20 protein-coding genes are annotated in these 21,218 nt (G+C 69.0%); 12 read left to right on the top strand and 8 right to left on the bottom strand.

What is annotated here, in order from left to right; translation table 11 throughout:
• Positions 1-11: 11 nt before the first annotated feature.
• The 3 genes from BMZ19_RS22540 to coaBC form a co-directional block, all read right to left on the bottom strand.
• Positions 12-1,403: a phosphomannomutase/phosphoglucomutase gene (locus BMZ19_RS22540; protein WP_212633247.1), complete on the bottom strand. Its 1,392-nt coding sequence runs from the start codon at positions 1,401-1,403 to the stop codon at positions 12-14.
• 1,084 nt (positions 1,404-2,487) lie between these two features.
• Entirely contained in the window at positions 2,488-2,943 is a 456-nt protein-coding gene (gene dut, locus BMZ19_RS17410) for a dUTP diphosphatase (RefSeq protein WP_090312851.1), read from the bottom strand.
• A 6-nt stretch (positions 2,944-2,949) separates the two neighbouring features.
• Complete coding sequence (gene coaBC / locus BMZ19_RS17405; protein WP_090312850.1) at positions 2,950-4,158, bottom strand: bifunctional phosphopantothenoylcysteine decarboxylase/phosphopantothenate--cysteine ligase CoaBC; 1,209 nt, start codon at positions 4,156-4,158, stop codon at positions 2,950-2,952.
• A gap of 200 nt (positions 4,159-4,358) precedes the next feature.
• Here coaBC and radC point away from each other — a divergent pair, with 200 nt between their 5' ends.
• The 3 genes from radC (at position 4,359) to rpmG (ending at position 5,656) form a co-directional block, all read left to right on the top strand.
• The gene (gene radC, locus BMZ19_RS17400) at positions 4,359-5,033 is read left to right on the top strand and encodes a RadC family protein (protein WP_090312849.1); all 675 of its coding nucleotides are present in this window, start codon (positions 4,359-4,361) and stop codon (positions 5,031-5,033) included.
• 219 nt (positions 5,034-5,252) lie between these two features.
• A complete protein-coding gene (gene rpmB, locus BMZ19_RS17395; protein ID WP_090312848.1) occupies positions 5,253-5,489 on the top strand; it encodes a 50S ribosomal protein L28 in 237 nt (78 codons plus the stop codon).
• Positions 5,490-5,500: 11 nt separating this feature from the next.
• Positions 5,501-5,656: a 50S ribosomal protein L33 gene (gene rpmG, locus BMZ19_RS17390; protein ID WP_090312847.1), complete on the top strand. Its 156-nt coding sequence runs from the start codon at positions 5,501-5,503 to the stop codon at positions 5,654-5,656.
• Positions 5,657-5,811: 155 nt separating this feature from the next.
• Here the strand turns inward: rpmG and aptA are convergent, their stop codons facing one another.
• The gene (gene aptA / locus BMZ19_RS17385; RefSeq protein ID WP_090312846.1) at positions 5,812-7,155 is read right to left on the bottom strand and encodes an omega-aminotransferase AptA; all 1,344 of its coding nucleotides are present in this window, start codon (positions 7,153-7,155) and stop codon (positions 5,812-5,814) included.
• Positions 7,156-7,362: 207 nt separating this feature from the next.
• On the opposite strand from aptA, the gene BMZ19_RS17380 reads away from it, so the two are divergent.
• On the top strand, positions 7,363-8,856 hold the full coding sequence (locus BMZ19_RS17380) for an aldehyde dehydrogenase (protein WP_090312845.1): 1,494 nt from the start codon (positions 7,363-7,365) through the stop codon (positions 8,854-8,856).
• Positions 8,857-8,931: 75 nt separating this feature from the next.
• Positions 8,932-10,077: an MFS transporter gene (locus tag BMZ19_RS17375; protein ID WP_090312844.1), complete on the top strand. Its 1,146-nt coding sequence runs from the start codon at positions 8,932-8,934 to the stop codon at positions 10,075-10,077.
• A gap of 89 nt (positions 10,078-10,166) precedes the next feature.
• Here the strand turns inward: BMZ19_RS17375 and BMZ19_RS17370 are convergent, their stop codons facing one another.
• The gene (locus BMZ19_RS17370) at positions 10,167-11,462 is read right to left on the bottom strand and encodes an NAD(P)/FAD-dependent oxidoreductase (RefSeq protein ID WP_244517271.1); all 1,296 of its coding nucleotides are present in this window, start codon (positions 11,460-11,462) and stop codon (positions 10,167-10,169) included.
• A 332-nt stretch (positions 11,463-11,794) separates the two neighbouring features.
• Here BMZ19_RS17370 and BMZ19_RS17365 point away from each other — a divergent pair, with 332 nt between their 5' ends.
• Positions 11,795-13,159, top strand: coding sequence for an alanine/glycine:cation symporter family protein (locus tag BMZ19_RS17365; RefSeq protein ID WP_090312843.1), 1,365 nt, complete (start codon positions 11,795-11,797; stop codon positions 13,157-13,159).
• Positions 13,160-13,252: 93 nt separating this feature from the next.
• Here BMZ19_RS17365 and BMZ19_RS17360 read toward each other — a convergent pair whose 3' ends face one another.
• Positions 13,253-13,741, bottom strand: coding sequence for an Lrp/AsnC ligand binding domain-containing protein (locus tag BMZ19_RS17360; protein WP_090312842.1), 489 nt, complete (start codon positions 13,739-13,741; stop codon positions 13,253-13,255).
• 154 nt (positions 13,742-13,895) lie between these two features.
• On the opposite strand from BMZ19_RS17360, the gene dadA reads away from it, so the two are divergent.
• The 5 genes from dadA to BMZ19_RS17335 all read left to right on the top strand — a co-directional run bounded on the left by dadA (position 13,896) and on the right by BMZ19_RS17335 (position 17,897).
• Positions 13,896-15,194 (top strand): D-amino acid dehydrogenase, encoded by a 1,299-nt coding sequence (dadA, locus tag BMZ19_RS17355; protein ID WP_090312841.1) that lies wholly within the window; start codon positions 13,896-13,898, stop codon positions 15,192-15,194.
• Positions 15,169-15,519 carry a RidA family protein gene (locus tag BMZ19_RS17350; protein ID WP_090312840.1) on the top strand — a complete coding sequence of 117 codons (351 nt, stop codon included), beginning with the start codon at positions 15,169-15,171 and terminating at the stop codon, positions 15,517-15,519. Before dadA ends, BMZ19_RS17350 begins: the two co-directional genes overlap by 26 nt.
• 61 nt (positions 15,520-15,580) lie before the next feature.
• A complete protein-coding gene (alr, locus tag BMZ19_RS17345) occupies positions 15,581-16,669 on the top strand; it encodes an alanine racemase (RefSeq protein WP_090312839.1) in 1,089 nt (362 codons plus the stop codon).
• A gap of 115 nt (positions 16,670-16,784) precedes the next feature.
• Positions 16,785-17,333: a cupin domain-containing protein gene (locus BMZ19_RS17340; protein ID WP_090312838.1), complete on the top strand. Its 549-nt coding sequence runs from the start codon at positions 16,785-16,787 to the stop codon at positions 17,331-17,333.
• Positions 17,334-17,474: 141 nt separating this feature from the next.
• Complete coding sequence (locus BMZ19_RS17335) at positions 17,475-17,897, top strand: c-type cytochrome (protein WP_090312837.1); 423 nt, start codon at positions 17,475-17,477, stop codon at positions 17,895-17,897.
• Between the two features lie 64 nt (positions 17,898-17,961).
• Here BMZ19_RS17335 and BMZ19_RS17330 read toward each other — a convergent pair whose 3' ends face one another.
• On the bottom strand, positions 17,962-18,534 hold the full coding sequence (locus BMZ19_RS17330) for a xanthine phosphoribosyltransferase (protein WP_090312836.1): 573 nt from the start codon (positions 18,532-18,534) through the stop codon (positions 17,962-17,964).
• Positions 18,535-18,729: 195 nt separating this feature from the next.
• On the opposite strand from BMZ19_RS17330, the gene BMZ19_RS17325 reads away from it, so the two are divergent.
• Positions 18,730-19,647 (top strand): DUF2780 domain-containing protein, encoded by a 918-nt coding sequence (locus BMZ19_RS17325; RefSeq protein WP_244517270.1) that lies wholly within the window; start codon positions 18,730-18,732, stop codon positions 19,645-19,647.
• 171 nt (positions 19,648-19,818) lie between these two features.
• Here BMZ19_RS17325 and BMZ19_RS22475 read toward each other — a convergent pair.
• Positions 19,819-21,218: hypothetical protein (locus BMZ19_RS22475; RefSeq protein WP_090312835.1), on the bottom strand; the 1,400-nt coding region annotated here is incomplete at its 5' end.

Raw genomic sequence — 21,218 nt, 5'->3', positions numbered from 1 at the left:
CTCCAGTGAGATCAGAAAGGCAGTTCCAGGTCAGGGGCCACGGCCTTGATCTGGGCGTGGAAGACCTGCTGGATTCGCGAGAGTTCTTCGGCGCAGTCGGCCTCGAAGCGCAGCACCAGCACCGGCGTGGTGTTGGAGGCGCGCACCAGGCCCCAGCCGTTGGGGTAGTCGACGCGAACGCCGTCGAGGGTGAACAGGTTGGCGGCGCCCCACTGCGCATCGTGCTGCAGGGCTTCGATCAGGGCGAACTTGCGTTCGTCGCCGACCGTGATGTTGATTTCCGGGGTCGACAGGGCGACCGGGAAGTCGGCGAACACCTCGGCGGCGCTGCGGCTCTCCAGGCTGAGGATCTCCAGCAGGCGCACGGCGCTGTAGATGCCGTCGTCGAAGCCGTACCAGCGCTCCTTGAAGAAGATGTGCCCGCTCATCTCGCCGGCCAGCAGGGCGCCGGTTTCCTTCATCTTGGCCTTGATCAGCGAGTGGCCGGTCTTCCACATCAGCGGGCGCCCGCCGTAGCCGCTGATCAGCCCGGCCAGGCCGCGGGTGCACTTGACGTCGAAGATCACGTCAGCGCCGGGGTTGCGGCTCAGCACGTCGCGGGCGAACAGCATCAGCAGGCGGTCGGGATAGATCATCTCGCCGGCGTTGGTCACCACGCCGACGCGGTCGCCGTCGCCGTCGAAGGCCAGGCCCAGATCGGCGCCGGTTTCGGCGACCTTGGCGATCAGGTCCTTGAGGTTCTCCGGCTTGCCCGGGTCCGGGTGATGGTTGGGGAAGGTGCCGTCGACGTCGCAGAACAGCGGGATCACCTCGCAGCCGAGCGCTTCGATCAGCTGCGGGGCGTTGACCCCGGCGACGCCGTTGCCGCAGTCGACCACCACCTTGAGCGGGCGGGCCAGCACCACATCGTCGACGATGCGCTGGTGGTACTGGCCGAGCACCTCGGTCTGCACCAGGCTGCCGTTGCCGCTGGCCAGATCGTTGTTCTCTAGGCGCTGGTAGAGGGCCTGGATGCGTTCGTTGGCCAGGGTGTCGCCGGCGATGACGATCTTGAAACCGTTGTAGTCCGGCGGATTGTGACTGCCGGTGACCATCACCCCGCTGCGTGCGCCGAGCACGTGGGTGGCGAAGTACAGCACCGGGGTCGGCACCATGCCGACGTCGGTGACGTTGCAGCCGCAGTCCTGCAGGCCGCGGATCAGCGCGCTGGCCAGTTCCGGGCCGGACAGGCGGCCGTCGCGGCCGACCACCACCCCGGGCTCGCCGCAGGCGAGGCTTTCCGAGCCGATGGCGCGGCCGATCCAGTAGGCGGTGTCGGCGGTCAGGCTGTCGCCGACCACACCGCGGATGTCGTAGGCGCGGAAGATCCCGGCCGGCAGGTGCGGGGCGTTGGTGCTGTTCATCGAGGCAGGGTGCTCCATGCTGGGGGGCGTTAGGCTCAAGTTATTGTCGAGCAGGTCGAATACGTCCGCCATCAGCGGGTCGCTGCTGGCGGCGGGGTTGTCGGTGGCGGCAGAGGGTGAGACCTCCGCCGGGGCGGGCGGTTCGCCCGCCAGATCGATGCGCTGGCGTGGCGCGCTTTCGGCCGGTGCCGGCATGCCGGCGCGCGGCCGGCGCTGCTGCGCGGTGGCCTCGTCTTCGCTTTCACGGCGCCGACGCTGCTGCAGGGCGGCGCCGCCGAGGCTGCCGCCGAGCACCAGCAGGCCGGCCAGCAGGCCCTGCCAGAGGGCGAGGGTTGCCGGTTGCCCGGCGGTGCCGGGGCGCAGGCCGAGCTGCCAGTGCGGATGAGCGCTGGGCCAGTGCTGCAGGGGGCCGTCGCCGCTGCCGCGCTGCAGCAGCACCTGCGCCGGGCTGCCGGGGAACTGCTGGAGCAGCTGCCACTCGCCGGCCGCCAGCGGCAGCGCTGACAGCTCGTCGAGCAGGGTGTGTAGCTCGCCGACCAGCAGCAGGGTGCCTCGCACGCTGCCGTCGGCGGCGGGAATGGCGATGGCGCTGTACAGCAGCCAGCGCGAGCCGATGCGGTAGGCCTCGACCGGTGGCGGCGCGCCCTGCTCGGCACGCCGCAGCAGGTCGAGGGCGGCGAAGTTCAGCGGCGCGGCACGGGTTTCGTCGAGCTGCGCGCCGCCGCGGACATGCAGCTGCACGTCGACCAGCTCGCGGCGGTGCTGGAGCAGGTTTGCGGCGGCCTGGGCGCGTTGCTCGGCATCGCCGACGAGGGCGGCGAGCAGCTCGGGATCGCGGGCTGCGTTCTGCGTGTCGCGGGCCAGGCGCTGCAGTCCCAGCTGCAGCGCCGCGAGCTGGTCGGAGGCCCAGGCGTCGATCAGTTGCCGCTGGTTCTCGCTCGCGACCTGCTGCCCGGCGTGCAGCAGCAGGCCGCCACCGGCCAGCAGGCCAAGCAGACTGCCGACGGCAACGGGCAGCAGGCGGGTGCGCAGGGAGGAGATCGACTTCATGCGGAACTCGAGACGAAAGGAGGGGGTTGCCGGTTCAGTGCTGGCCGGTGTGGCCGAAGCCGCCGGCACCGCGCTGGCTGTCGTCGAACTGCTCGACCAGCTCGAAGCGTGCCTGCACCACCGGCACCAGCACCAGCTGGGCGAGGCGCTCGCCGACGGCGAGGGTGAAGGCGTTCTGGCCGCGGTTCCAGCACGACACCATCAGCTCGCCCTGGTAGTCGGAGTCGATCAGGCCGACCAGGTTGCCGAGGACGATGCCGTGTTTGTGGCCCAGGCCCGAGCGCGGCAGGATCAGCGCGGCCAGGCCGGGGTCGGCGACGTGGATGGCCAGGCCGGTGGGGATCAGTACGGTCTGCCCCGGCTCGAGGACCAGCTCCTCCTGCAGCATGGCGCGCAGGTCGAGGCCGGCGGAGCCGGGGGTGGCGTAGTCGGGCAGCGGGAAGTCGCGGCCCAGGCGCGGATCGAGAATCCTGGCTTGCAGTGTGTGCATCGAGGGTCAGTTCCGGTGGTAGCGTTCGGCGATGAAGGCGATGAGTTGGCGGGCGATCTTGCCCTTGCTGGTCTGGGCGAAACTATTCTGCGTGAGCTGGCGATCGATGACGGTGAGCGCGTTCTCTTCGCTGTTGAAACCGATCAGCGGGTTGGCCACGTCGTTGGCGACGATCAGGTCGAGGTTCTTGTCCTGCAGCTTGCGCGCGGCGTAGTCGAGCAGTTTCTCGGTCTCGGCGGCGAAGCCGACGCTGAACGGGCGGTCGGCCCGCGTGGCGAGGGTGGCGAGGATGTCCGGGTTGCGCACCATGCGCAACTGCAGGCCGTCGTCGCTGGTCGGGTCCTTCTTCATTTTCTGCGTGGCGATCACTTCCGGGCGGTAGTCGGCCACCGCCGCGGCGGCGATCAGCAGGTCGCAGGGCATCGCTGCCTCGCAGGCGGCGAGCATGTCGCGGGCGCTGACCACGTCGACGCGGGTGACCCGCTGCGGGGTCGGCAGGTGCACCGGGCCGCTGACCAGGGTCACCACGGCGCCGGCCTCGGCGGCGGCCTCGGCGAGGGCGAAGCCCATCTTGCCCGAGCTGTGGTTGGTGATGTAGCGCACCGGGTCGATGGCTTCCTGGGTGGGGCCGGCGGTGATCAGCACCCGGCAGCCGGTGAGCAGGCCGCGCTCGAAGCAGTCGGCGGCGCGCTGCGCCAGCTCCTCGGCTTCCAGCATGCGTCCGGGGCCGACGTCGCCGCAGGCCTGGCTGCCGGCGCCGGGGCCGAACAGGTGCAGGCCGCGCGCAGCGAGCAGCTCGGCGTTGGCCTGGGTGGCCGGATCGCGCCACATCGCCTGGTTCATCGCCGGGGCCAGCGCCACCGGGGCGTCGGTGGCCAGCACCAGGGTGGTCAGCATGTCGTCGGCGATGCCCTGGGCCAGGCGTGCCATCAGGTCGGCGGTGGCCGGGGCGATCAGCACCAGATCGGCCCAGCGCGCCAGTTCGATGTGTCCCATGGCCGCTTCGGCGGCCGGATCAAGCAGGTCGTGGTGCACCGGGTTGCCGGACAGCGCCTGCAGGGTCAGCGGGGTGATGAACTCGCGGGCGGCGCGGGTCATCACCACGTGCACCTCGGCGCCCTGGTCGCGCAGGCGGCGGACCAGTTCGGCGCTCTTGTAGGCGGCGATGCCGCCACCGACACCGAGGACGATGCGTTTACGCTGCAGCCGTTGCATGAACCTGCCTTTTTATTCTGTGAACGGGGAGGGATTGCCCGGCACTGCGAACAGGGTCACAACGGACGGCGCCGGGTGGCAAAACAGGGCGGCTAAGATAGCACAGCGCCCGGCGTGCGGCAGCGCGCCGCGTGGTCCGCGAGGATGATGGGCGACGGTGTGCCATGGGGGCGCGCCATGGCGAGACAGGGAGGTTGACCATGAGCATTCGCGACTGGCCGGAGCAGGAGCGGCCGCGGGAAAAACTGCTGGCCCAGGGGGCGGCGGCGCTGAGCGACGCCGAGCTGCTGGCGATCTTCCTGCGCACCGGCGTGGCCGGGCGCAGCGCGGTGGATCTGGCGCGCCATCTGCTGGCCGAGTTCGGCGGCCTGCGCCAGCTGCTGGAAGCCGAACTGGCGGGCTTCAGCGCCCATCTGGGCCTGGGTCCGGCCAAGTACGCCCAGCTGCAGGCGGTGCTGGAGATGGGCCGCCGTCATCTGGCCGCGCAGCTGCAGCGCGACTCGGCGCTGGAGAGTCCGCAGGCGGTGCGCGACTACCTCAAGGCGCGCCTGCGCCACGAGCCCCACGAGGTGTTCGCCTGCCTGTTCCTCGACACCCGCCACCGCGTGCTGGCCTTCGAGGTGCTGTTCCACGGCTCGATCGACGGCGCCAGCGTCTATCCGCGCCAGGTGGTCAAGCGCGCCCTGGCGCACAATGCCGCGGCGCTGATCCTCACCCACAACCATCCGTCGGGGGTGGCCGAGCCCAGCCAGGCCGACCGCCAGCTGACCCAGAAGCTCAAGGAGGCGCTGGCGCTGGTCGAGGTGCGTGTGCTCGATCACTTCGTGGTCGGCGATGGCGAGCCGGTGTCGCTCGCCGAATACGGCTGGATCTGACAAACTACGCGGTCTGTGTTCTTGCTCTGCCGGTGGTCGGCTCCGTGGCGTGTGTCTTGCGGCTGCGGCGCCTTTCTGCTATAAAACTGCGCTCTTTTCTGGGGCCCGGCTTTTCAGCCCGATGGCACGGTCGGTAAGACCCCGATAGAAAGTGAAATTCATAGCGATTCAAGCGGCCAACCCATGCCGGGTTGGGCATGTGGTTAAGAGGGCTGAGGTATGTCGAGAGTCTGTCAAGTGACCGGTAAGGGTCCGGTTACCGGGAACAAAATTTCCCACGCGAACAACAAAACCCGTCGTCGCTTCCTGCCGAACCTGCAGCACCATCGTTTCTGGGTCGAGTCCGAGAAGCGTTTCGTGCGTCTGCGCGTATCGGCCAAGGGCATGCGTATCATCGACAAGCGCGGCATCGACGCCGTGCTGGCTGAGCTGCGCACCCGCGGCGAAAAATTCTAAGGAGCACAATCATGCGTGATCTGATCCGTCTGGTGTCCAGCGCCGGTACCGGCCACTTCTACACCACCGACAAGAACAAGCGCACCAAGCCTGAGAAGATCGAGATCAAGAAGTACGATCCGGTCGTTCGCAAGCACGTGATCTACAAGGAAGCCAAGATCAAGTAATTGATCCGGCCCTTGAAGAAAAAACCCGCCCCTCGTGGCGGGTTTTTTCTTGCCCGCGATGTCTGGCGGGCACAGTGCGCGGACGAAAAAAAGCCCGTCCGGGGACGGGCACAGGCAGGGTCACGCAGCACGACGATAGAACGGGCGGCGGCGGCTCAGGCCACCTTGCGCACCGCCCCGGCGAAGATCTCCAGCAGACGGTCGATCTCCTGCCGGTCGATGATCAGCGGCGGCGCCAGCGCCAGGGTGTCGCCGGTGCAACGCAGCATGGCGCCGTCGTGGAAGCACTGCTCGAACACCCGGTAGCCGCGCAGACCGGCGCCGGCCGGGTCGGGGGCGAGCTGCACGGCGCCGACCAGGCCGACGCAGCGGATGTCGACCACGTGGGGCAGATCGCGCAGGCCGAGCAGCGCGTCGCACCAGTAGTCCTCCAGCTCGATGGCGCGTTGGAACAGGCCCTCGCCCTGGTAGATGTCCAGCGCGGCGAGGGCGGCGGCGCAGGCCAGCGGATGGCCGGAGTAGGTGTAGCCGTGGAACAACTCGATGCCGTCCGGGCCCTGCATGAACGCCTCGAAGATGTCCTGGTGGACGAACACCGCGCCCATCGGCACAGCGCCGTTGGTCAGGCCCTTGGCGCTGGTCAGGATGTCCGGGGTGACGCCCCAGCGCTGCGCGGCGAAGGCTTCGCCGATGCGCCCGAAGCCGGTGATCACCTCGTCGAAGATCAGCAGGATGCCGTGCTTGCGGGTGATCTCGCGCAGGCGCTGCAGGTAGCCGAGCGGCGGCAGCACCACCCCGGCCGAGCCGCTCATCGGCTCGACGATCACCGCGGCGATGTTCTCCGCGCCGTGCAGGGCGACCAGACGCTCCAGCTCGTCGGCCTTCTCCACGCCGAACTCCGGCAGGCCGCGGCTGAAGGCGTTGCGCGCGATATCCAGGGTGTGCGGCAGGTGATCGACGCCCGGCAGCAGGTTGGCGGAGAAGGCCTTGCGGTTGCCGCCCATGCCGCCCACCGAGAGGCCGCCGAAGCCGACGCCGTGGTAGCCTAGCTCGCGGCCGATCAGGCGGGTACGGGTGCCCTGGCCGATGGCGCGCTGGTAGGCGAGGGCGATCTTCAACGCGGTGTCGGCCGACTCCGAGCCGGAGTTGGTGAAGAACAGCTTGTTCAGTCCCGGCGGCGCGATGGCGGCGAGGCGCTCGGCCAGTTCGAACGGCAGCGGATGGCCCATCTGGAAGCTCGGCGCGTAGTCCAGCTCGCGGATCTGTCGCGCCACCGCCTCGCTGATCTCGCGGCGGCCGTGGCCGGCGTTGCAGCACCACAGCCCGGAGCAGCCGTCTAGGATCTGGCGACCGTCGACGCTGCGGTAGTACAGGCCCTCGGCGCTCTCCACCAGGCGCGGGCGCGCCTTGAACTGGCGGTTGGCGGTGAAGGGCATCCAGTAGTCGTCCAGGTTGCGGGCGCTGGCGACGGGCGACGGTGGGGTGTTCTCGCGGTTCATGGGGCGACCTGTGCGGCGGGGCTGGCGGATGTCGCGGCGGGCGACGTGTTCGATATAGTGCACGGTATAGCGCCGTATTGGCCGTTCTGTCAAAAATTCTGCAAGACACTGCTTGGTTTCCTGCCCAGGCTCCGCTGCGCCCGGACTTGCGCAAGTTTTCCCGCTGCGGCCATCATGGATCAAACCACCGCATCCGGAGCACAGGACATGAGCACCCCCAGCCGCGTCGAATGGGAACACCGCGCCAGCATCCTGGCCATCGAAGGCCGCGCCTTCGTGCATGGCGATTACGCCCCGGCGGCCGACGGAGCGACCTTCGACTGCCTGAGTCCGATCGATGGCCGCGTGCTGGCCCAGGTCGCCAGCTGTGGGGCCGCCGATGCCGAGCGCGCCGTGGCCGATGCGCGGGCGACCTTCGACTCCGGGGTGTGGTCGCGCCTGGCGCCGACCAAGCGCAAGGCGACGATGCTGCGCTTCGCCGGTCTGCTCGATGCCCATCGCGAGGAGCTGGCCCTGCTGGAAACCCTCGACATGGGCAAGCCGATCGGCGACGCCCTGGCGGTGGACGTGCCGGCGGCGGCGCGCTGCCTGCGCTGGTGCGGCGAGGCGATCGACAAGCTGTACGACGAGGTGGCGCCGACCCCGCACAACGAGCTGGGCCTGGTGACCCGCGAGCCGATCGGCGTGGTCGCCGCCATCGTGCCGTGGAACTTCCCGCTGCTGATGGCCTGCTGGAAGCTCGGCCCGGCACTGGCCAGCGGCAACTCGGTGGTGCTCAAGCCGTCGGAGAAGTCGCCGCTGACCGCCATCCGCATCGCCCGGCTGGCGGTCGAGGCCGGTATCCCGCCGGGCGTGCTCAACGTGCTGCCGGGCTACGGCCATACGGTGGGCAAGGCGCTGGCCCTGCACATGGACGTCGACACCTTGGTGTTCACCGGCTCCACGCGCACCGCCAAGCAGCTGATGATCTACGCCGGCGAATCGAACATGAAGCGCGTCTGGCTGGAGGCTGGCGGCAAGAGCCCGAACATCGTCTTCGCCGACGCGCCGGACCTGCGCGCGGCGGCGCGCGCCGCGGCCGGGGCGATCTGCTTCAACCAGGGAGAGGTGTGCACCGCCGGCTCGCGCCTGCTGGTCGAGGCCTCGATCAAGGAGCAGTTCGTCGAGCTGCTGCTCGAGGAGATGCAGGCCTGGCAGCCCGGCCATCCGCTGGACCCGGCGACCAACGTCGGCGCGCTGGTCGACGAGCAGCAGCTCAACACCGTGCTCGGCTACATCGCCGCCGGTCACGCCGAGGGCGCCCAGCTGCGCTGCGGCGGCGGCCGGGTGCTGGCGGAAACCGGTGGAGTGTTCGTCGCGCCGACGGTGTTCGACGGGGTGAGCAACGCGATGAAGATCGCCCGCGAGGAGATCTTCGGCCCGGTGCTGTCGGTGATCAGCTTCGATTCGGCGGAAGAGGCGGTGCGCATTGCCAACGACACCCCCTACGGCCTGGCGGCGGCGATCTGGACCGCCAACCTGTCCAGGGCGCACCTCACCGCCAAGGCCCTGCGCGCCGGCAGCGTGTGGATCAACCAGTACGACGGCGGCGACATGACCGCGCCGTTCGGCGGCTTCAAGCAGTCGGGCAACGGCCGCGACAAGTCGCTGCACGCCTTCGACAAGTACACCGAACTCAAGGCGACCTGGATCAAGCTGTAATCCGCGGCGGATCACCTGACGGCCGGGCTTTCCCAAGGGAAGGCCCGGCCGTTTTGTCGTGAGCGGGGAGGGGACGTGCGCTGGGCAAACTACTGTGCGGTGACCGGAGCGGTCGTGCTGGTCGGCCTGGCCCTGGGGCTCAGCCTGCCGCTGGTGTCGCTGCGCCTGGATGGCTGGGGCTACGGCACCTTCGCCATCGGTGTGATGGCGGCCATGCCGGCGCTCGGCGTGCTGCTCGGCGCGCGTCTCACCCATGCCTTCGCCGCCGGCTGCGGCACCTCGCGCAGCCTGCAGCTGAGCCTGCTGTTCAGTGCCGCCTCGCTGGCCGGCCTGGCGCTGTGGCCGGACTACGGCCTGTGGCTGTTGCTGCGCCTGGTGCTGGGGATTTCCCTGACCGTGGTGTTCGTGCTCGGCGAGAGCTGGATCAACCAACTGGCCAGCGATGCCTGGCGCGGCCGCCTGGTGGCGCTGTACGGCACCGCCTTCGCCCTCAGCCAGCTGTGCGGGCCGCTGCTGCTCGGCGTGATCGGTACCGCCGGCGACCAGGCGCTGTGGCTGGCCGCGGCGCTGCTGGTGGTCGGCAGTCTGCTGCTGCTCGGCCGTGACGGCGCGCCGGCGGTCGGGCGCCAGGCGCTGCTCGGCGGCGGTCTGCTGGCCTTCTGCCGTGGCCAGCCGGCGATCGCCTGGGCAGTGGTGCTGTTCGCCGCCTTCGATGCCTTGGCGCTGACCCTGCTGCCGGTCTACCTGCTGCGCGAGGGCATCGAGCAGGGTCGCGTGCTGCACATGCTCGGCGCGCTGGTGCTGGGCAACGCCCTGCTGCAGCTGCCGCTCGGCCTGCTCGCCGACCGCCTGCCACGCGCCGCGCTGCTGCGTGCCTGCGGCCTGCTGCTGCTGGCCAGCAGCCTGCTGGTGCCGCTGCTGCTGCATTCGCCGCTGGTCTGGCTGCTGTTGCCGCTGCTCGGCGCCAGCGCCGGCGGTCTGTATACCCTGGCTCTGGTGCTGGTCGGCACCCGCTATCGCGACGACGCCCTGGTACGCGTCAATGCCCATATCGCCATGCTCTGGGGGCTCGGCTGTCTGCTCGGGCCGCTGTCCAGCGGCGCCGCCAGCCAGTGGCTGAGCGGCCATAGCCTGCCCCTGCTGCTGGCCGGCGGCGCGGCGCTGTTCCTCGCCCTCGCCGTGCGCCGCGGCGCGTTCGAGCTGCCGGGCGATCCGGGGTAGGCGCTGGCCGTCTGTTGCAGAACCTCGGCGCGGCAGCCGAGGCCGTTGTTGCGAGGTACCGGCAACGCAGACCGGTTTTCAGCAGCCAGCTACAGGCGCTCCTGGATGCGCTCCCAGAGCATGCCCAGCGCCAGCAGCGGCGCGCGCAGCAGCGGGCCACCGGGGAAGGTCGGGTGCGGCACGCGGGCGAACAGCTCGAAGCCGCTGCTGTCCTCGCCGTGGATGGCCTGGGCCAGCAGCTGTGCGGCAAGGTGGCTGGCGTTGAGGCCGTGGCCGGAATAGGCCTGGGCGTACCAGACATTGGCCTGGTCGGGCAGGCGGCCGAGCTGCGGCAGGCGGTTGGCGCCGATGCCGATCATCCCGCCCCAGGCGTAGTCGATGCGCACGTCGGCCAGCTGCGGGAAGACTTTCAGCATCTTCGGCCGCATGTAGGCGGCGATGTCCGCCGGATCGCGCCCGGAATAGTGGCAGGCGCCGCCGAACAGCAGGCGGCGATCACGCGACAGCCGGTAGTAGTCGAGCGCCACGCGTTGGTCGCACAGCGCCATGTCCTGCGGGATCAGCTGGCGCGCACGCTCCTCGCCCAGCGGTTCGCTGGCGACGATGTAGCTGCCGGCCGGCAGTACCTTGCCGGCCAGCGCCGGCTGCAGGCCGTCGAGGTAGGCGTTGCAGGCGAGGATCAGCCGGTCGGCGCGCACCTGTCCGCGCGCGCTATGCACGCGGATCTGTGCACCGTAGTCGATGCGCGTCGCCGCCGAACGCTCGAACAGCTGCACGCCCAGGCTCGCCGCGGCCGCCGCCTCGCCCAGGGCGAGGTTGAGCGGGTGCAGGTGGCCGGAGCCCATGTCGATCAGCCCGCCGCAGTAGCGTTCGGAGCCGACCACCTGGTGCATCTCGCCGGCCTGCAGCAGGCGCAGCCCGTGCGGATAGCCCAGCTCCAGCAGTTCGTCGCGGGCCTGGCGAAAGCCGTCCAGGTGCTCGGGGCGGTTGGCCAGGTCGCAGTAGCCCCAGCGCAGGTCGCAGTCGATGGCGAACTCCTCGACGCGCCGGCGCACCAGCTCCACCGCCTCCAGGCCGTACAGTTTCAGCCGGCGCACGCCGTCGTCGCCGAGCACGCCGCGGAAGCGCTCGACCTCGTGGCCGACGCCGCGGATCAGCTGGCCGCCGTTGCGTCCGCTGGCGCCCCAGCCGATCTGCCGCGCCTCCAGCAGCGCCACCGCGTAACCGCGGCGGGCCAGCTCGATGGCGCAGTTCAGTCCGGTGTAGCCGCCGCCGACGATGCACACGTCGGCGACGATCTCCCCCGCCAGTGCGGGGAACTCCAGGTAGCGGTTGACGCTGGCGGCGTACCAGGATGGGGCGTGCTCGGGGCTATGGCTGGGCATTTGGGTAACAGGCTGTGGCTGAACCATCAGCATAGGCCGGCGGAGGGCAGCGACCAAGCAGTGGCGGGCACCGCGCTGGGTGCGGGCTGCAGGGCGGAATGCAGGTTTTTTCGTGGAGTTTTATGCCGCGATTCTTCAGGATTGCAGGGGAAAAGTCTGCTGGCTGGCTTCGTGGTGATGCCAATTCAGGGTGATCGTCGCTCTGACCTGAGTAATCACTGTGGCTGTTGCGCTGCACAATGTGTGCGGGGCTGCTGGCACGCCCCGTGCTTCAGAGCCCGCGCACGCCAGGCATTGCCTGCCCCATCGACAAGAGCAAAGAGAACCCCCTGATGGAATTCCTCAATACCGTGGTGAATAGTCTCAATGGCCTGGTCTGGGGGCCGCCCATGCTGGTCCTCATCCTCGGCACCGGCCTGTTCCTCATGCTGGGGCTGAAATTCATGCCGCTGGCCAGGATCGTCACTGCCTTCGGCCTGCTCTGGCAGGGACGCAAGAAGGATGACGACGGCTCCGGCGAGATCAGCCCGTTCCAGGCGCTGATGACCTGTCTGGCCGCCACCGTCGGCACCGGCAATATCGCCGGCGTCGCCACCGCGATCTTCCTCGGCGGCCCCGGGGCAATCTTCTGGATGTGGTGCACCGCGCTGGTCGGCATGGCCACCAAGTACAGCGAGGTGGTGCTCGCCGTGCACTACCGCGAGAAGGACGAGCGCGGCGAACACGTCGGCGGGCCGATGTACGCGATCAAGAACGGCCTGGGCAAGAAGTGGGCGTGGATGGGCGGCGCCTTCGCTCTGTTCGGCGGCCTGGCCGGCTTCGGCATCGGCAACATGGTCCAGGTCAACAGCATGGCCGACGCCCTGCACGGCTCCTTCGGCGTGCCGGACTGGGTCACCGGCGTGGTCACCATGGTGGTCACCGGCCTGGTGATCCTCGGCGGCGTCAAGCGCATCGGCAAGGTCGCCGAGGCCCTGGTGCCGACCATGTGCGTGGGCTACATCGTTGCCGCGCTGACCGTGTTGGCGCTCAACTTCGAGGCCATCCCCGGCGCCTTCGCGCTGATCTTCGACCACGCCTTCAATCCGGCGGCGGCCACCGGCGGCTTCGCCGGTGCGGCGGTGATGGCGGCGATCCGCTTCGGCGTGGCCCGCGGCATCTTCTCCAACGAGGCGGGCCTCGGCACCGCCGGCATCGCCCAGGCCGCCGGCACCACCCACAGTTCGGTGCGCTCCGGGCTGATCGGCATGCTTGGCACCTTCATCGACACCATCGTGGTGTGCAGCATGACCGCCCTGGTGATTCTCACCACCGGCGCGTGGACCAGCGGCGCCAGCGGCGCGGCGCTGTCCAGCGCCGCCTTCGAGAGCGCCCTGCCCGGCGTCGGCCAGTACGTACTGGCGCTGGCCCTGGTGGTGTTCTGCTACACCACCATCCTCGGCTGGAGCTACTACGGCGAGCGCTGCTGGGAATACCTGGTCGGCACGCGGGCGATCCTGCCGTTCCGCGTGCTCTGGGTGCTGGCCATCCCCTTCGGTGCGGTGGCCCAGCTGGACTTCGCTTGGTTGCTGTCCGATACCCTCAACGGCCTGATGGCGATCCCCAACCTGATCGCCCTGGTGCTGCTCAGCCCGGTGGTGGTGCGCCTGACCCGCGAGTACTTCGCCAAGCCGGCGGCCGCGGTGGCCAAGTCCTGACCTCCTGAAGGCCCGCCGCGGCACATTCGGCGCCGGCGCAACGCAATGCCCGCATCTTCGGATGCGGGCATTGTCGTTTTCGGGCGCGGCCGTTCAGTCGGGAATCGGCAGCGCCAGGGTCTCCTTGACCTCCTCCATGACGATGTAGCTCTTCGACTCGCGCACGTGCGGCAGCTTGAGCAGGATGTCGCCGAGCAGCTTGCGGTAGGAGGCCATCTCCGAGATGCGCGCCTTGATCAGGTAGTCGAACTCGCCGGACACCAGGTGGCACTCCAGCACCTGCGGCAGCTTGAGCACCGCGCGGCGGAACTCCTCGAAGGTGTCGCCGGACTTGTAGTCCAGGCTCAGCTCGACGAACACCAAGAGGCCGGCGCGCAGCATCTGCGGGTTGAGCCGCGCGTGGTAGCCGAGGATCACCCCGTCGCGCTCCAGGCGGCGCACCCGCTCGGTGCACGGGGTGGTCGACAGGTTGACCCGCTCGCCCAGTTCGGTGAAGGAAATCCGTCCCTCCTGCTGGAGGATGCGCAGGATGCCGCGGTCGGTGCGATCCAGGTCGCGCCGGGTCTTCTTGCCTTCGTTCATGGTGGATGCCACTCCGTGAAATGGGATTTCGCCGAGAATTATCGCCATAAATGAGCTGAAGAATAGGGAATATTTCTGCGGTGGCGTTCCTATACTTCGCCCATCGAAGCCCTTAACAACAGCTCATTCGCGGTGGCGGGTGCGGGAGGCAAGCATGCGAGTTCTGGTCCTTGGCAGCGGTGTGGTCGGCACCGCCAGCGCGTACTATCTGGCCCGCGCCGGGTTCGAGGTGGTGGTGATCGACCGCCAGGACGGCGTCGCCCTGGAAACCAGCTACGCCAACGCCGGCCAGGTCTCCCCCGGCTATGCCTCGCCGTGGGCCGCCCCGGGCATCCCGCTGAAGGCGATGAAGTGGCTGTTGCAGCGCCATGCGCCGCTGGCAATCAAGCCCACCGCCAGCCCCGACCAGTACCTGTGGATGGCGCAGATGCTGCGCAATTGCACCGCCGCGCGCTACGCGGTGAACAAGGAGCGCATGGTGCGCCTGGCCGAGTACAGCCGCGACTGCCTCGACGAACTGCGCGCCGAGACCGGCATCGCCTACGAAGGCCGCCGCCTCGGCACCACCCAGCTGTTTCGTACCCAGGCCCAGGTCGATGCCGCGGCCAAGGACATCGCCGTCCTCGAGCAGGCCGGGGTGCCCTACGAGGTGCTCGACCGCGCCGGCATTGCCCGTGTCGAACCGGCGCTGGCGGCGGTGGCCGACAAGCTGGCCGGAGCCCTGCGCCTGCCCAACGACCAGACCGGCGACTGTTTCCTGTTCACCAGCCGCCTGGCCGAGATGGCCCGCGAGCTGGGCGTCGAGTTCCGCTTCGGCCGCACCATCGAGCGTCTGGAGAGCGACGGCGAGAGCGTCAGCGGCGTATGGGTCGACGGCCAGCTGGAGCGCGCCGACCACTTCGTGCTGGCCCTCGGCAGCTACTCGCCGCAGCTGCTCAAGCCGCTGGGCATCAAGGCGCCGGTCTACCCGCTGAAGGGCTACTCGCTGACCGTACCGATCGTCGACGCGGCCATGGCGCCGACCTCGACCATCCTCGACGAGACCTACAAGGTGGCCATCACCCGCTTCGACGACCGCATCCGTGTCGGCGGCATGGCCGAGATCGCCGGCTTCGACCTGTCGCTCAACCCGCGCCGGCGCGAGACCCTGGAGATGATCACCGCCGATCTGTACCCGCGCGGTGGCGATCTGGCACGCGCCGAGTTCTGGACCGGCCTGCGCCCGGCGACCCCGGATGGCACGCCGATCGTCGGAGCCACCCGCTACCGCAACCTGTTCCTCAACACCGGACACGGTACCCTTGGCTGGACCATGGCCTGCGGCTCCGGTCGCCTGCTCGCCGACCTGATGGCGCAGCGGCGCCCGCAGATCAGCCCGCGCGGCCTGGATATTTCCCGCTACACCACCACCAAGGAGAACCCCCAGCATGTCCATCCAGCGCCTGCACACTGAGTCGCGCTACAGCGAGATCGTCATCCACCACGGCACCGTCTACCTGGCGGGGCAGCTGGCCGACGACTACGCCGGCGACATCACGCAGCAGACCGGCGAGACCCTGGCCAGCGTCGAGCGCCTGCTCGCCGAGGCCGGCAGCGACAAGTCGCGCCTGCTCGCGGTGACCATCCACCTGCAGGATCTGGCCGACTACGCGGCGATGAACGCGGTGTGGGATGCCTGGCTGCCCGCCGGCTGCGCGCCAGCGCGCACCTGCGTGGAGGCCCGGCTGTACGACCCGCGCGCCCGGGTCGAGATGACCGTGGTGGCTGCGCTGCCCTGAAACCTGTGTTGCCCGGCTGGTTGCGCCGGGCTGATTTCCACCCGCCAGAAGAACCCTTGCCATGCGTCCCGCCCGTGCCCTGATCGACCTCGATGCCCTGCGTCACAACTACCGGCTGGCCCGCGAAGTCAGCGGCGCCCGCGCCCTCGCCGTGGTCAAGGCCGACGCCTACGGTCACGGCGCGGTGCGCTGCGCCCAGGCGCTGGCGGAACTCGCCGACGGCTTCGCGGTAGCCTGCATCGAGGAAGCGCTGGAGCTGCGCGCCGCGGGCATCCGTGCGCCGATCCTGCTGCTCGAAGGCTTCTTCGAGGCCGACGAGCTGGCGCTGATCGCCGAGCACGAGCTGTGGTGCGTGGTGCACTCGGCCTGGCAGCTGGAGGCCATCGAGCACGCGCGCCTGGCCCGACCGCTGCAGGTGTGGCTCAAGCTCGACTCCGGCATGCACCGGGTCGGCTTCCACCCGGCCGACTACCGCGCGGCGCACCAGCGCCTGCTGGCCTGCACCCAGGTCGCCAAGGTGGTGCTGATGAGCCACTTCGCCCGCGCCGACGAGCCGGACTGCCCGCGCACGGCTGAGCAGCTCGCGCTGTTCATGGCCGCCCGCGAGGGCCTGGCGGCCGAGATCAGCCTGTGCAACTCGCCGGCCGTGCTCGGCTGGTCGCAGCTGCTACCGCCGCACTCCACCGACTGGGTGCGCCCGGGCATCATGCTCTACGGCGCGAGCCCGTTCGCGCAGCCGCAGGCGCTGGCCGAGCGCCTGCGGCCGGTGATGACCCTGGAGTCGAAGATCATCAGCGTGCGCGAACTGCCGGCCGGCGAGCCGGTGGGCTACGGGGCGCGCTTCGTCAGCGAGTGGCCCACCCGCGTCGGCGTGGTGGCCATGGGCTATGCCGACGGCTACCCGCGCCACGCCACGAGCGGCACGCCGGTAGCGGTGGATGGCCGCCTGACCCGCCTGATCGGCCGGGTGTCGATGGACATGCTCACCGTCGATCTCACCGACCTGCCGCAGGCAGGTCTCGGCAGCAGGGTCGAGCTGTGGGGCGCCCAGGTCCCGGCCAGCGCGGTGGCTAGCGCGGCCGACACCATCCCCTACCAGCTGTTCTGCAACCTCAAGCGGGTGCCGCGCAGCTACACCCAGACGCGCTGACAGCGGCGGCGAACTTCGCTCATTTCGGCCGGTTTGTTGAAAATACTGCACGGTATTGCCATGCTATGGGCAACAATCTTGCCATTAGCCTGAATGATCGAGGAGGACGCCAGCCTTGGACGTCGGAGCCCGTCTGCATACCATCCGCAAACTCAAGGGCCTGTCCCAGCGCGAGCTCGCCAAGCGCGCCGGAGTGACCAACAGCACCATTTCCATGATCGAGAAGAACAGCGTCAGCCCCTCGATCAGCTCGCTGAAGAAGGTTCTGGGCGGCATTCCGATCTCGCTGGTGGAGTTCTTCTCCATGGACCTGGAGGAGGGCAATCAGGCCCAGGTGGTCTACAAGTCGGACGAACTGATCGACATCGGCAGTGGTGCGGTGACCATGAAGCTGGTCGGCCGCATGCATCCCAACCGGGTCATGTCGTTCCTCGACGAAACCTATCCGCCCGGCTCCGACACCGGCATGGACATGCTCAACCACGAGGGCGAGGAAGCCGGCGTGGTGGTCGAGGGCCGCCTCGAGCTGACCGTTGGCGACGATGTGTACATCCTCGACAGCGGCGACAGCTACTACTTCCGCAGCGACCAGCCGCACCGCTTCCGCAATCCCTTCGACCAGCCGGCCCGGCTGATCAGTGCGACCACCCCGGCCAACTTCTGAGCCATCGCTGTCGGCTCTGCGCCCAAGGTGTCAAGTCCCTGCGACCATCGGGGTTGTTTCGGCCGGCTCGGCTTTGCCGTTATACTGCCGCCGCCCGCGCGGCCCATCGCCCGGGCGTGACTAGCCATAGAGGGTGTAAGGGTGAACCTGATCAAGAAAGTCTTGGCAGCCCAGGCTGCCGTACTGGCCCTGTGGGCGGTTGGCGCCCAGGCCGCGAGCGATGAAGCCATCGCCGAACGCCTGAAGCCGGTGGGCCAGGTCTGCATCGCCGGGCAGGAATGCAAGGGCGTTGGTGCCGTAGCTGCCGCTGCCGGCGGCGGTGCCCGCAGCGCCGACGACATCGTTGCCAAGCACTGCAACGCCTGCCACGGCTCCGGCGTGCTGGGCGCGCCGAAGGTTGGCGATGCCGCCGACTGGAAAGCTCGTGCTGGCGAGCGTGGCGGTCTGGATGCGCTGCTGAAGAGCGCCATCGCCGGTCGTAACGCCATGCCGCCGAAAGGCACCTGCGCCGACTGCTCCGACGACGAGCTGAAAGGCGCGATCCAGAAGATGTCCGGCCTGTAAGTTCCGTCGGTCTTGCGAAGAAGCCGCCTGCGAGGCGGCTTTTTTGTGCCCGCCTGACGCGGCCTCAGTCGATGAAGCGCACCTCGCCGCCCTCCAGCGAGGCGACCCGCGCCAGCGATTCGACCCGGTAGCCGAGCCGCTCCAGCTCGCCGCGGCCGGGCTGGAACGACTTCTCGATGACGATGCCGATGCCGACGACCCGCGCGCCGGCCTGCTCGACGATATCCGCCAGCCCCCGCGCCGCCTGACCGTGGGCGAGGAAGTCGTCGACGATCAGCACCCGCTCGCCCGCCTTCAGGTGGCTGGCGGCGACGGCGATGGTGCTCTGCACCTGCTTGGTGAAGGAGTACACCTGTGCGCTCAGCAGCGGGCCGGTGAGCGTCAGCGACTGCTGCTTGCGCGCGAACACCAGCGGCACGCCCAGCGCCAGCGCGGTCATCAGCGCCGGGGCGATGCCCGAGACCTCGATGGTCACCACCTTGTCGATGCCCTGGTCGCGGAAGCGGCGAGCGAATTCGGCGCCGATCCGCTGCATCAGCACGGGATCGATCTGGTGGTTGAGGAAGGCGTCGACCTTCAGCACCTGCTCGGAGAGCACGACGCCGTGCTCGCGGATCTGCTGTTTCAGTTGTTCCATGGCGCTCCCCTGGCCGCTGTGCTCGGGCGTTGTTCGCCGCTCAGTGTAGGGCGCGACCCGGCGCCGTGCATCGTCCTGACACTGTGGCGCAGCGTCGTCCCGGCTGCCGTTCGCCGGATTCTCGCCCGCGTATTCAGCACTTATCCGCGCAGCGTGGTCTTAGGCTAGCCGCATCCCTTTCTTCGAGGTTCGACCATGCAAGCGTTGCACTCCATCAGCCTGTCCGCCCTGCTGCTCGCGGCGAGCCTGCCGGCCTTCGCCGTCACCGCGGGGGATGCCGTCGAGGCGACCCCGGCCCCGGCGGCGCCGGCCATTCAGGTCGTGCCTGCCGCCCAGGCCGCTCCGCTGGCTCCGGCTGTACCTGCTGCCAGCGAGGCCGCTGCGCCAGCACCGAGCGTTCCGGCAGCTCCGGCTCTCCCAGTGACTCCGGCCGCGCCTGCCACGGCGGCGACCGCGCAGGAGCCGATCGCACCGGTCGCGCCGATGGCTCCGGCCAGCCAGGGCGCTGCCGCCGCCCAGACCGTTCCGGTCGCGCCTGCCGCGGCGGCACAAGCACCGCTCGCCCCGGCGCTGCCGGCGGGCGCCGCAGCGCTTGGCGGCCTGGTCAATCCGCAGACCCTGGCCCTGATCGACCAGCTGCGCGCCTTGCAGGTGACCCCGCAGCAGGCGATGGGCGGGGTCGGCGCCCTGCTCGGTCTGGCGCAGAGCCAGCTGGCGGCGGATCAGTATGCCCAGTTGGCTGGCAGCGTCCCGGGGCTGGAGCTGCTGGCTGGCAACGCTGGCAGCGCCGCCAGCGCGGGCAATGGCGTCAGCGGTGTCCTCGGTCGGCTGGGCGCGCTGAGTGGTCTGCTCGGCGGCACCGCCAGTCCGGCGCCGCAGCCGGGAACCGCGCCAGTCGACAGCCTGGCGGGCGTCGGCCAGGCCTTCTCGGTACTGGGCATGGATACCAGCCTGGTCGGCCAGTTCGCGCCGATCCTCCTGCAGTTCCTCGCCGGCCAGGGCCTGGCCGGCGCGCTGCTGCAGAGCCTGGGTGGCATCTGGGGTGTGCCGGGTGGGCTGGCACCGGTTGCCCCTGCTACCCCTGCGGGCACCCCGGTGGCTGTCGGCGGCTGAGTCCGCCGCGCGGACACAAGAAAGCCGGCAGAGTCCTCGGGCCTCTGCCGGCTTTGTGCTGCCCGATCGCTTCCCGCGGATGCGATCGGGCGGATCTCATACTGGAGCTACCAGAAGCGATGCGAGGGTGGTTCCTAGGCCACCCTCGCATCCGTTCACCCGTGCGCTGTCTCAGGCAATGACAATGTCGCTGGCCAGAAGGTCGACGCCGACCACGGTAATGGTGGTTGTTTGCCCACCAGACTCGGCAACCGTCACGATGCTATTAGCGCCGCTGATGTCGATGTTGATGTCGCTCGCTTGGACGCTCGGGTCGCCAATCAGCACCAGCGTGTCGCGCAGGTTTAGGCTCGCATCGAAGCCGTTGATCAGGTAGTCGTTCCGCATCGACGCCAGATCGACATCGAAGGCCTCTGACACGAGCGTCGTGCCGATCAGCTCGTAGTCGTAGGTCGCGCTGGCCTCCTCGTTAGCGAACAGATCGGCAGAGAAGTTGCTCGACACCGTATCGCCGTCCGCATCGGTCAAGGACGCGGTGAAGTCCAGGCTGATGTCCTTCGCGAGGCTCTCCGTCACGGTGACGAACTGGATGTTGGGAATCTTGATCTCGCCGTACAGCATCGTGAGCTGCACCGCGTCGATCTTCTGACCCGCGCCGTCGATCTCGAAGAATTGCGGCAACGCCCCCTTGCCGAGGTCGCCGACCACCGTCGTATAGTCCGACCAGGTACCGTTTTCATAGAAGACCCGGTACTGCAGCCGCTCGCCTCCGGTGTAGTCGTAGCCGGTCACCGAGTTGTCGATGAACACGCGCACCTTGTCGACCAACGTGCCCGGGTTGACGACAAAGCTGTCGTCCGACGGTGTGTTCTGGCCACCATCGGTGTTGTCCGGACCATCGGGATCATCGATCACCGCGAGGTTGCCGCTCGCGCCGTAGCCGTTCAGGTTGTTGTTGTCCACCCCGATGCCCGAGGTGCTGACGTTCATGCTGCGCGGGTCGATGAACGATGCCAGTGTGTCCGGATCCTGGTCGTTGAGTTCCAGGTCTGCCTCCGTCGGATCGGTTGCCCCCTGGATAATCCCTGCGGCGATGCTGGCCGCCGAAGCATCGATCTTCGCCGAGAAGAAGACGACGGTCTCCGTGGGGGTGGCCGGCGGCTCAGGAATGAACAGCGTCTGCACCGGGTCCGGGCCACCGGCCCCCAGCCCGCCGTCTGCGGTGTCGGTCGTCGTCGTCGACTGCACCGGCGTCGCCAGGTCGAGCGCGTAGGTGCCGTCCGACAGCGCGGTCAGCGTGAAGGTCAGGGGATCGGCGTCCACCATCCCGTCGTTGTTGAAGTCGCCCGACAGCGAGCCGCTCCATGTGTTGTTGGCCCCCTCGGTGAGCGAGAAGCTCCCGGCGGCCTGGGCGACGCCGCCGAGCATGAACCCGGTCAGCGCGATCTGCAGATTGTCGGCATCAGGCCCGTCAGCGCCGGCATCCATCATCCAGAATCCGTATTGCGCAAGGTCCGTACCGGTGCCGACCAGGTTGCCAAAGGCGAGTGACGGGCCATCGTCCTCGAAGG

This window comes from Pseudomonas linyingensis (genome assembly GCF_900109175.1).
In the GTDB taxonomy this organism is placed as follows: Bacteria; Pseudomonadota; Gammaproteobacteria; order Pseudomonadales; family Pseudomonadaceae; genus Geopseudomonas; species Geopseudomonas linyingensis.
This window is presented reverse-complemented; position numbering and strand designations above follow the sequence as displayed.

Coding starts and splice junctions, on each gene's coding strand:
- BMZ19_RS17350 (WP_090312840.1), top strand. CDS start 15,169: ATGTCCATCCAGCGCCTGCACACTGAGTCGCGCTACAGCGAGATCGTC.
- BMZ19_RS17380 (WP_090312845.1), top strand. CDS start 7,363: ATGAGCACCCCCAGCCGCGTCGAATGGGAACACCGCGCCAGCATCCTG.
- BMZ19_RS17365 (WP_090312843.1), top strand. CDS start 11,795: ATGGAATTCCTCAATACCGTGGTGAATAGTCTCAATGGCCTGGTCTGG.
- BMZ19_RS17325 (WP_244517270.1), top strand. CDS start 18,730: ATGCAAGCGTTGCACTCCATCAGCCTGTCCGCCCTGCTGCTCGCGGCG.
- alr (WP_090312839.1), top strand. CDS start 15,581: ATGCGTCCCGCCCGTGCCCTGATCGACCTCGATGCCCTGCGTCACAAC.
- aptA (WP_090312846.1), bottom strand. CDS start 7,155: ATGAACCGCGAGAACACCCCACCGTCGCCCGTCGCCAGCGCCCGCAAC.
- coaBC (WP_090312850.1), bottom strand. CDS start 4,158: ATGCAACGGCTGCAGCGTAAACGCATCGTCCTCGGTGTCGGTGGCGGC.
- dadA (WP_090312841.1), top strand. CDS start 13,896: ATGCGAGTTCTGGTCCTTGGCAGCGGTGTGGTCGGCACCGCCAGCGCG.
- radC (WP_090312849.1), top strand. CDS start 4,359: ATGAGCATTCGCGACTGGCCGGAGCAGGAGCGGCCGCGGGAAAAACTG.
- BMZ19_RS17330 (WP_090312836.1), bottom strand. CDS start 18,534: ATGGAACAACTGAAACAGCAGATCCGCGAGCACGGCGTCGTGCTCTCC.
- BMZ19_RS17370 (WP_244517271.1), bottom strand. CDS start 11,462: ATGCCCAGCCATAGCCCCGAGCACGCCCCATCCTGGTACGCCGCCAGC.
- dut (WP_090312851.1), bottom strand. CDS start 2,943: ATGCACACACTGCAAGCCAGGATTCTCGATCCGCGCCTGGGCCGCGAC.
- BMZ19_RS22540 (WP_212633247.1), bottom strand. CDS start 1,403: ATGAACAGCACCAACGCCCCGCACCTGCCGGCCGGGATCTTCCGCGCC.
- rpmB (WP_090312848.1), top strand. CDS start 5,253: ATGTCGAGAGTCTGTCAAGTGACCGGTAAGGGTCCGGTTACCGGGAAC.
- rpmG (WP_090312847.1), top strand. CDS start 5,501: ATGCGTGATCTGATCCGTCTGGTGTCCAGCGCCGGTACCGGCCACTTC.
- BMZ19_RS17360 (WP_090312842.1), bottom strand. CDS start 13,741: ATGAACGAAGGCAAGAAGACCCGGCGCGACCTGGATCGCACCGACCGC.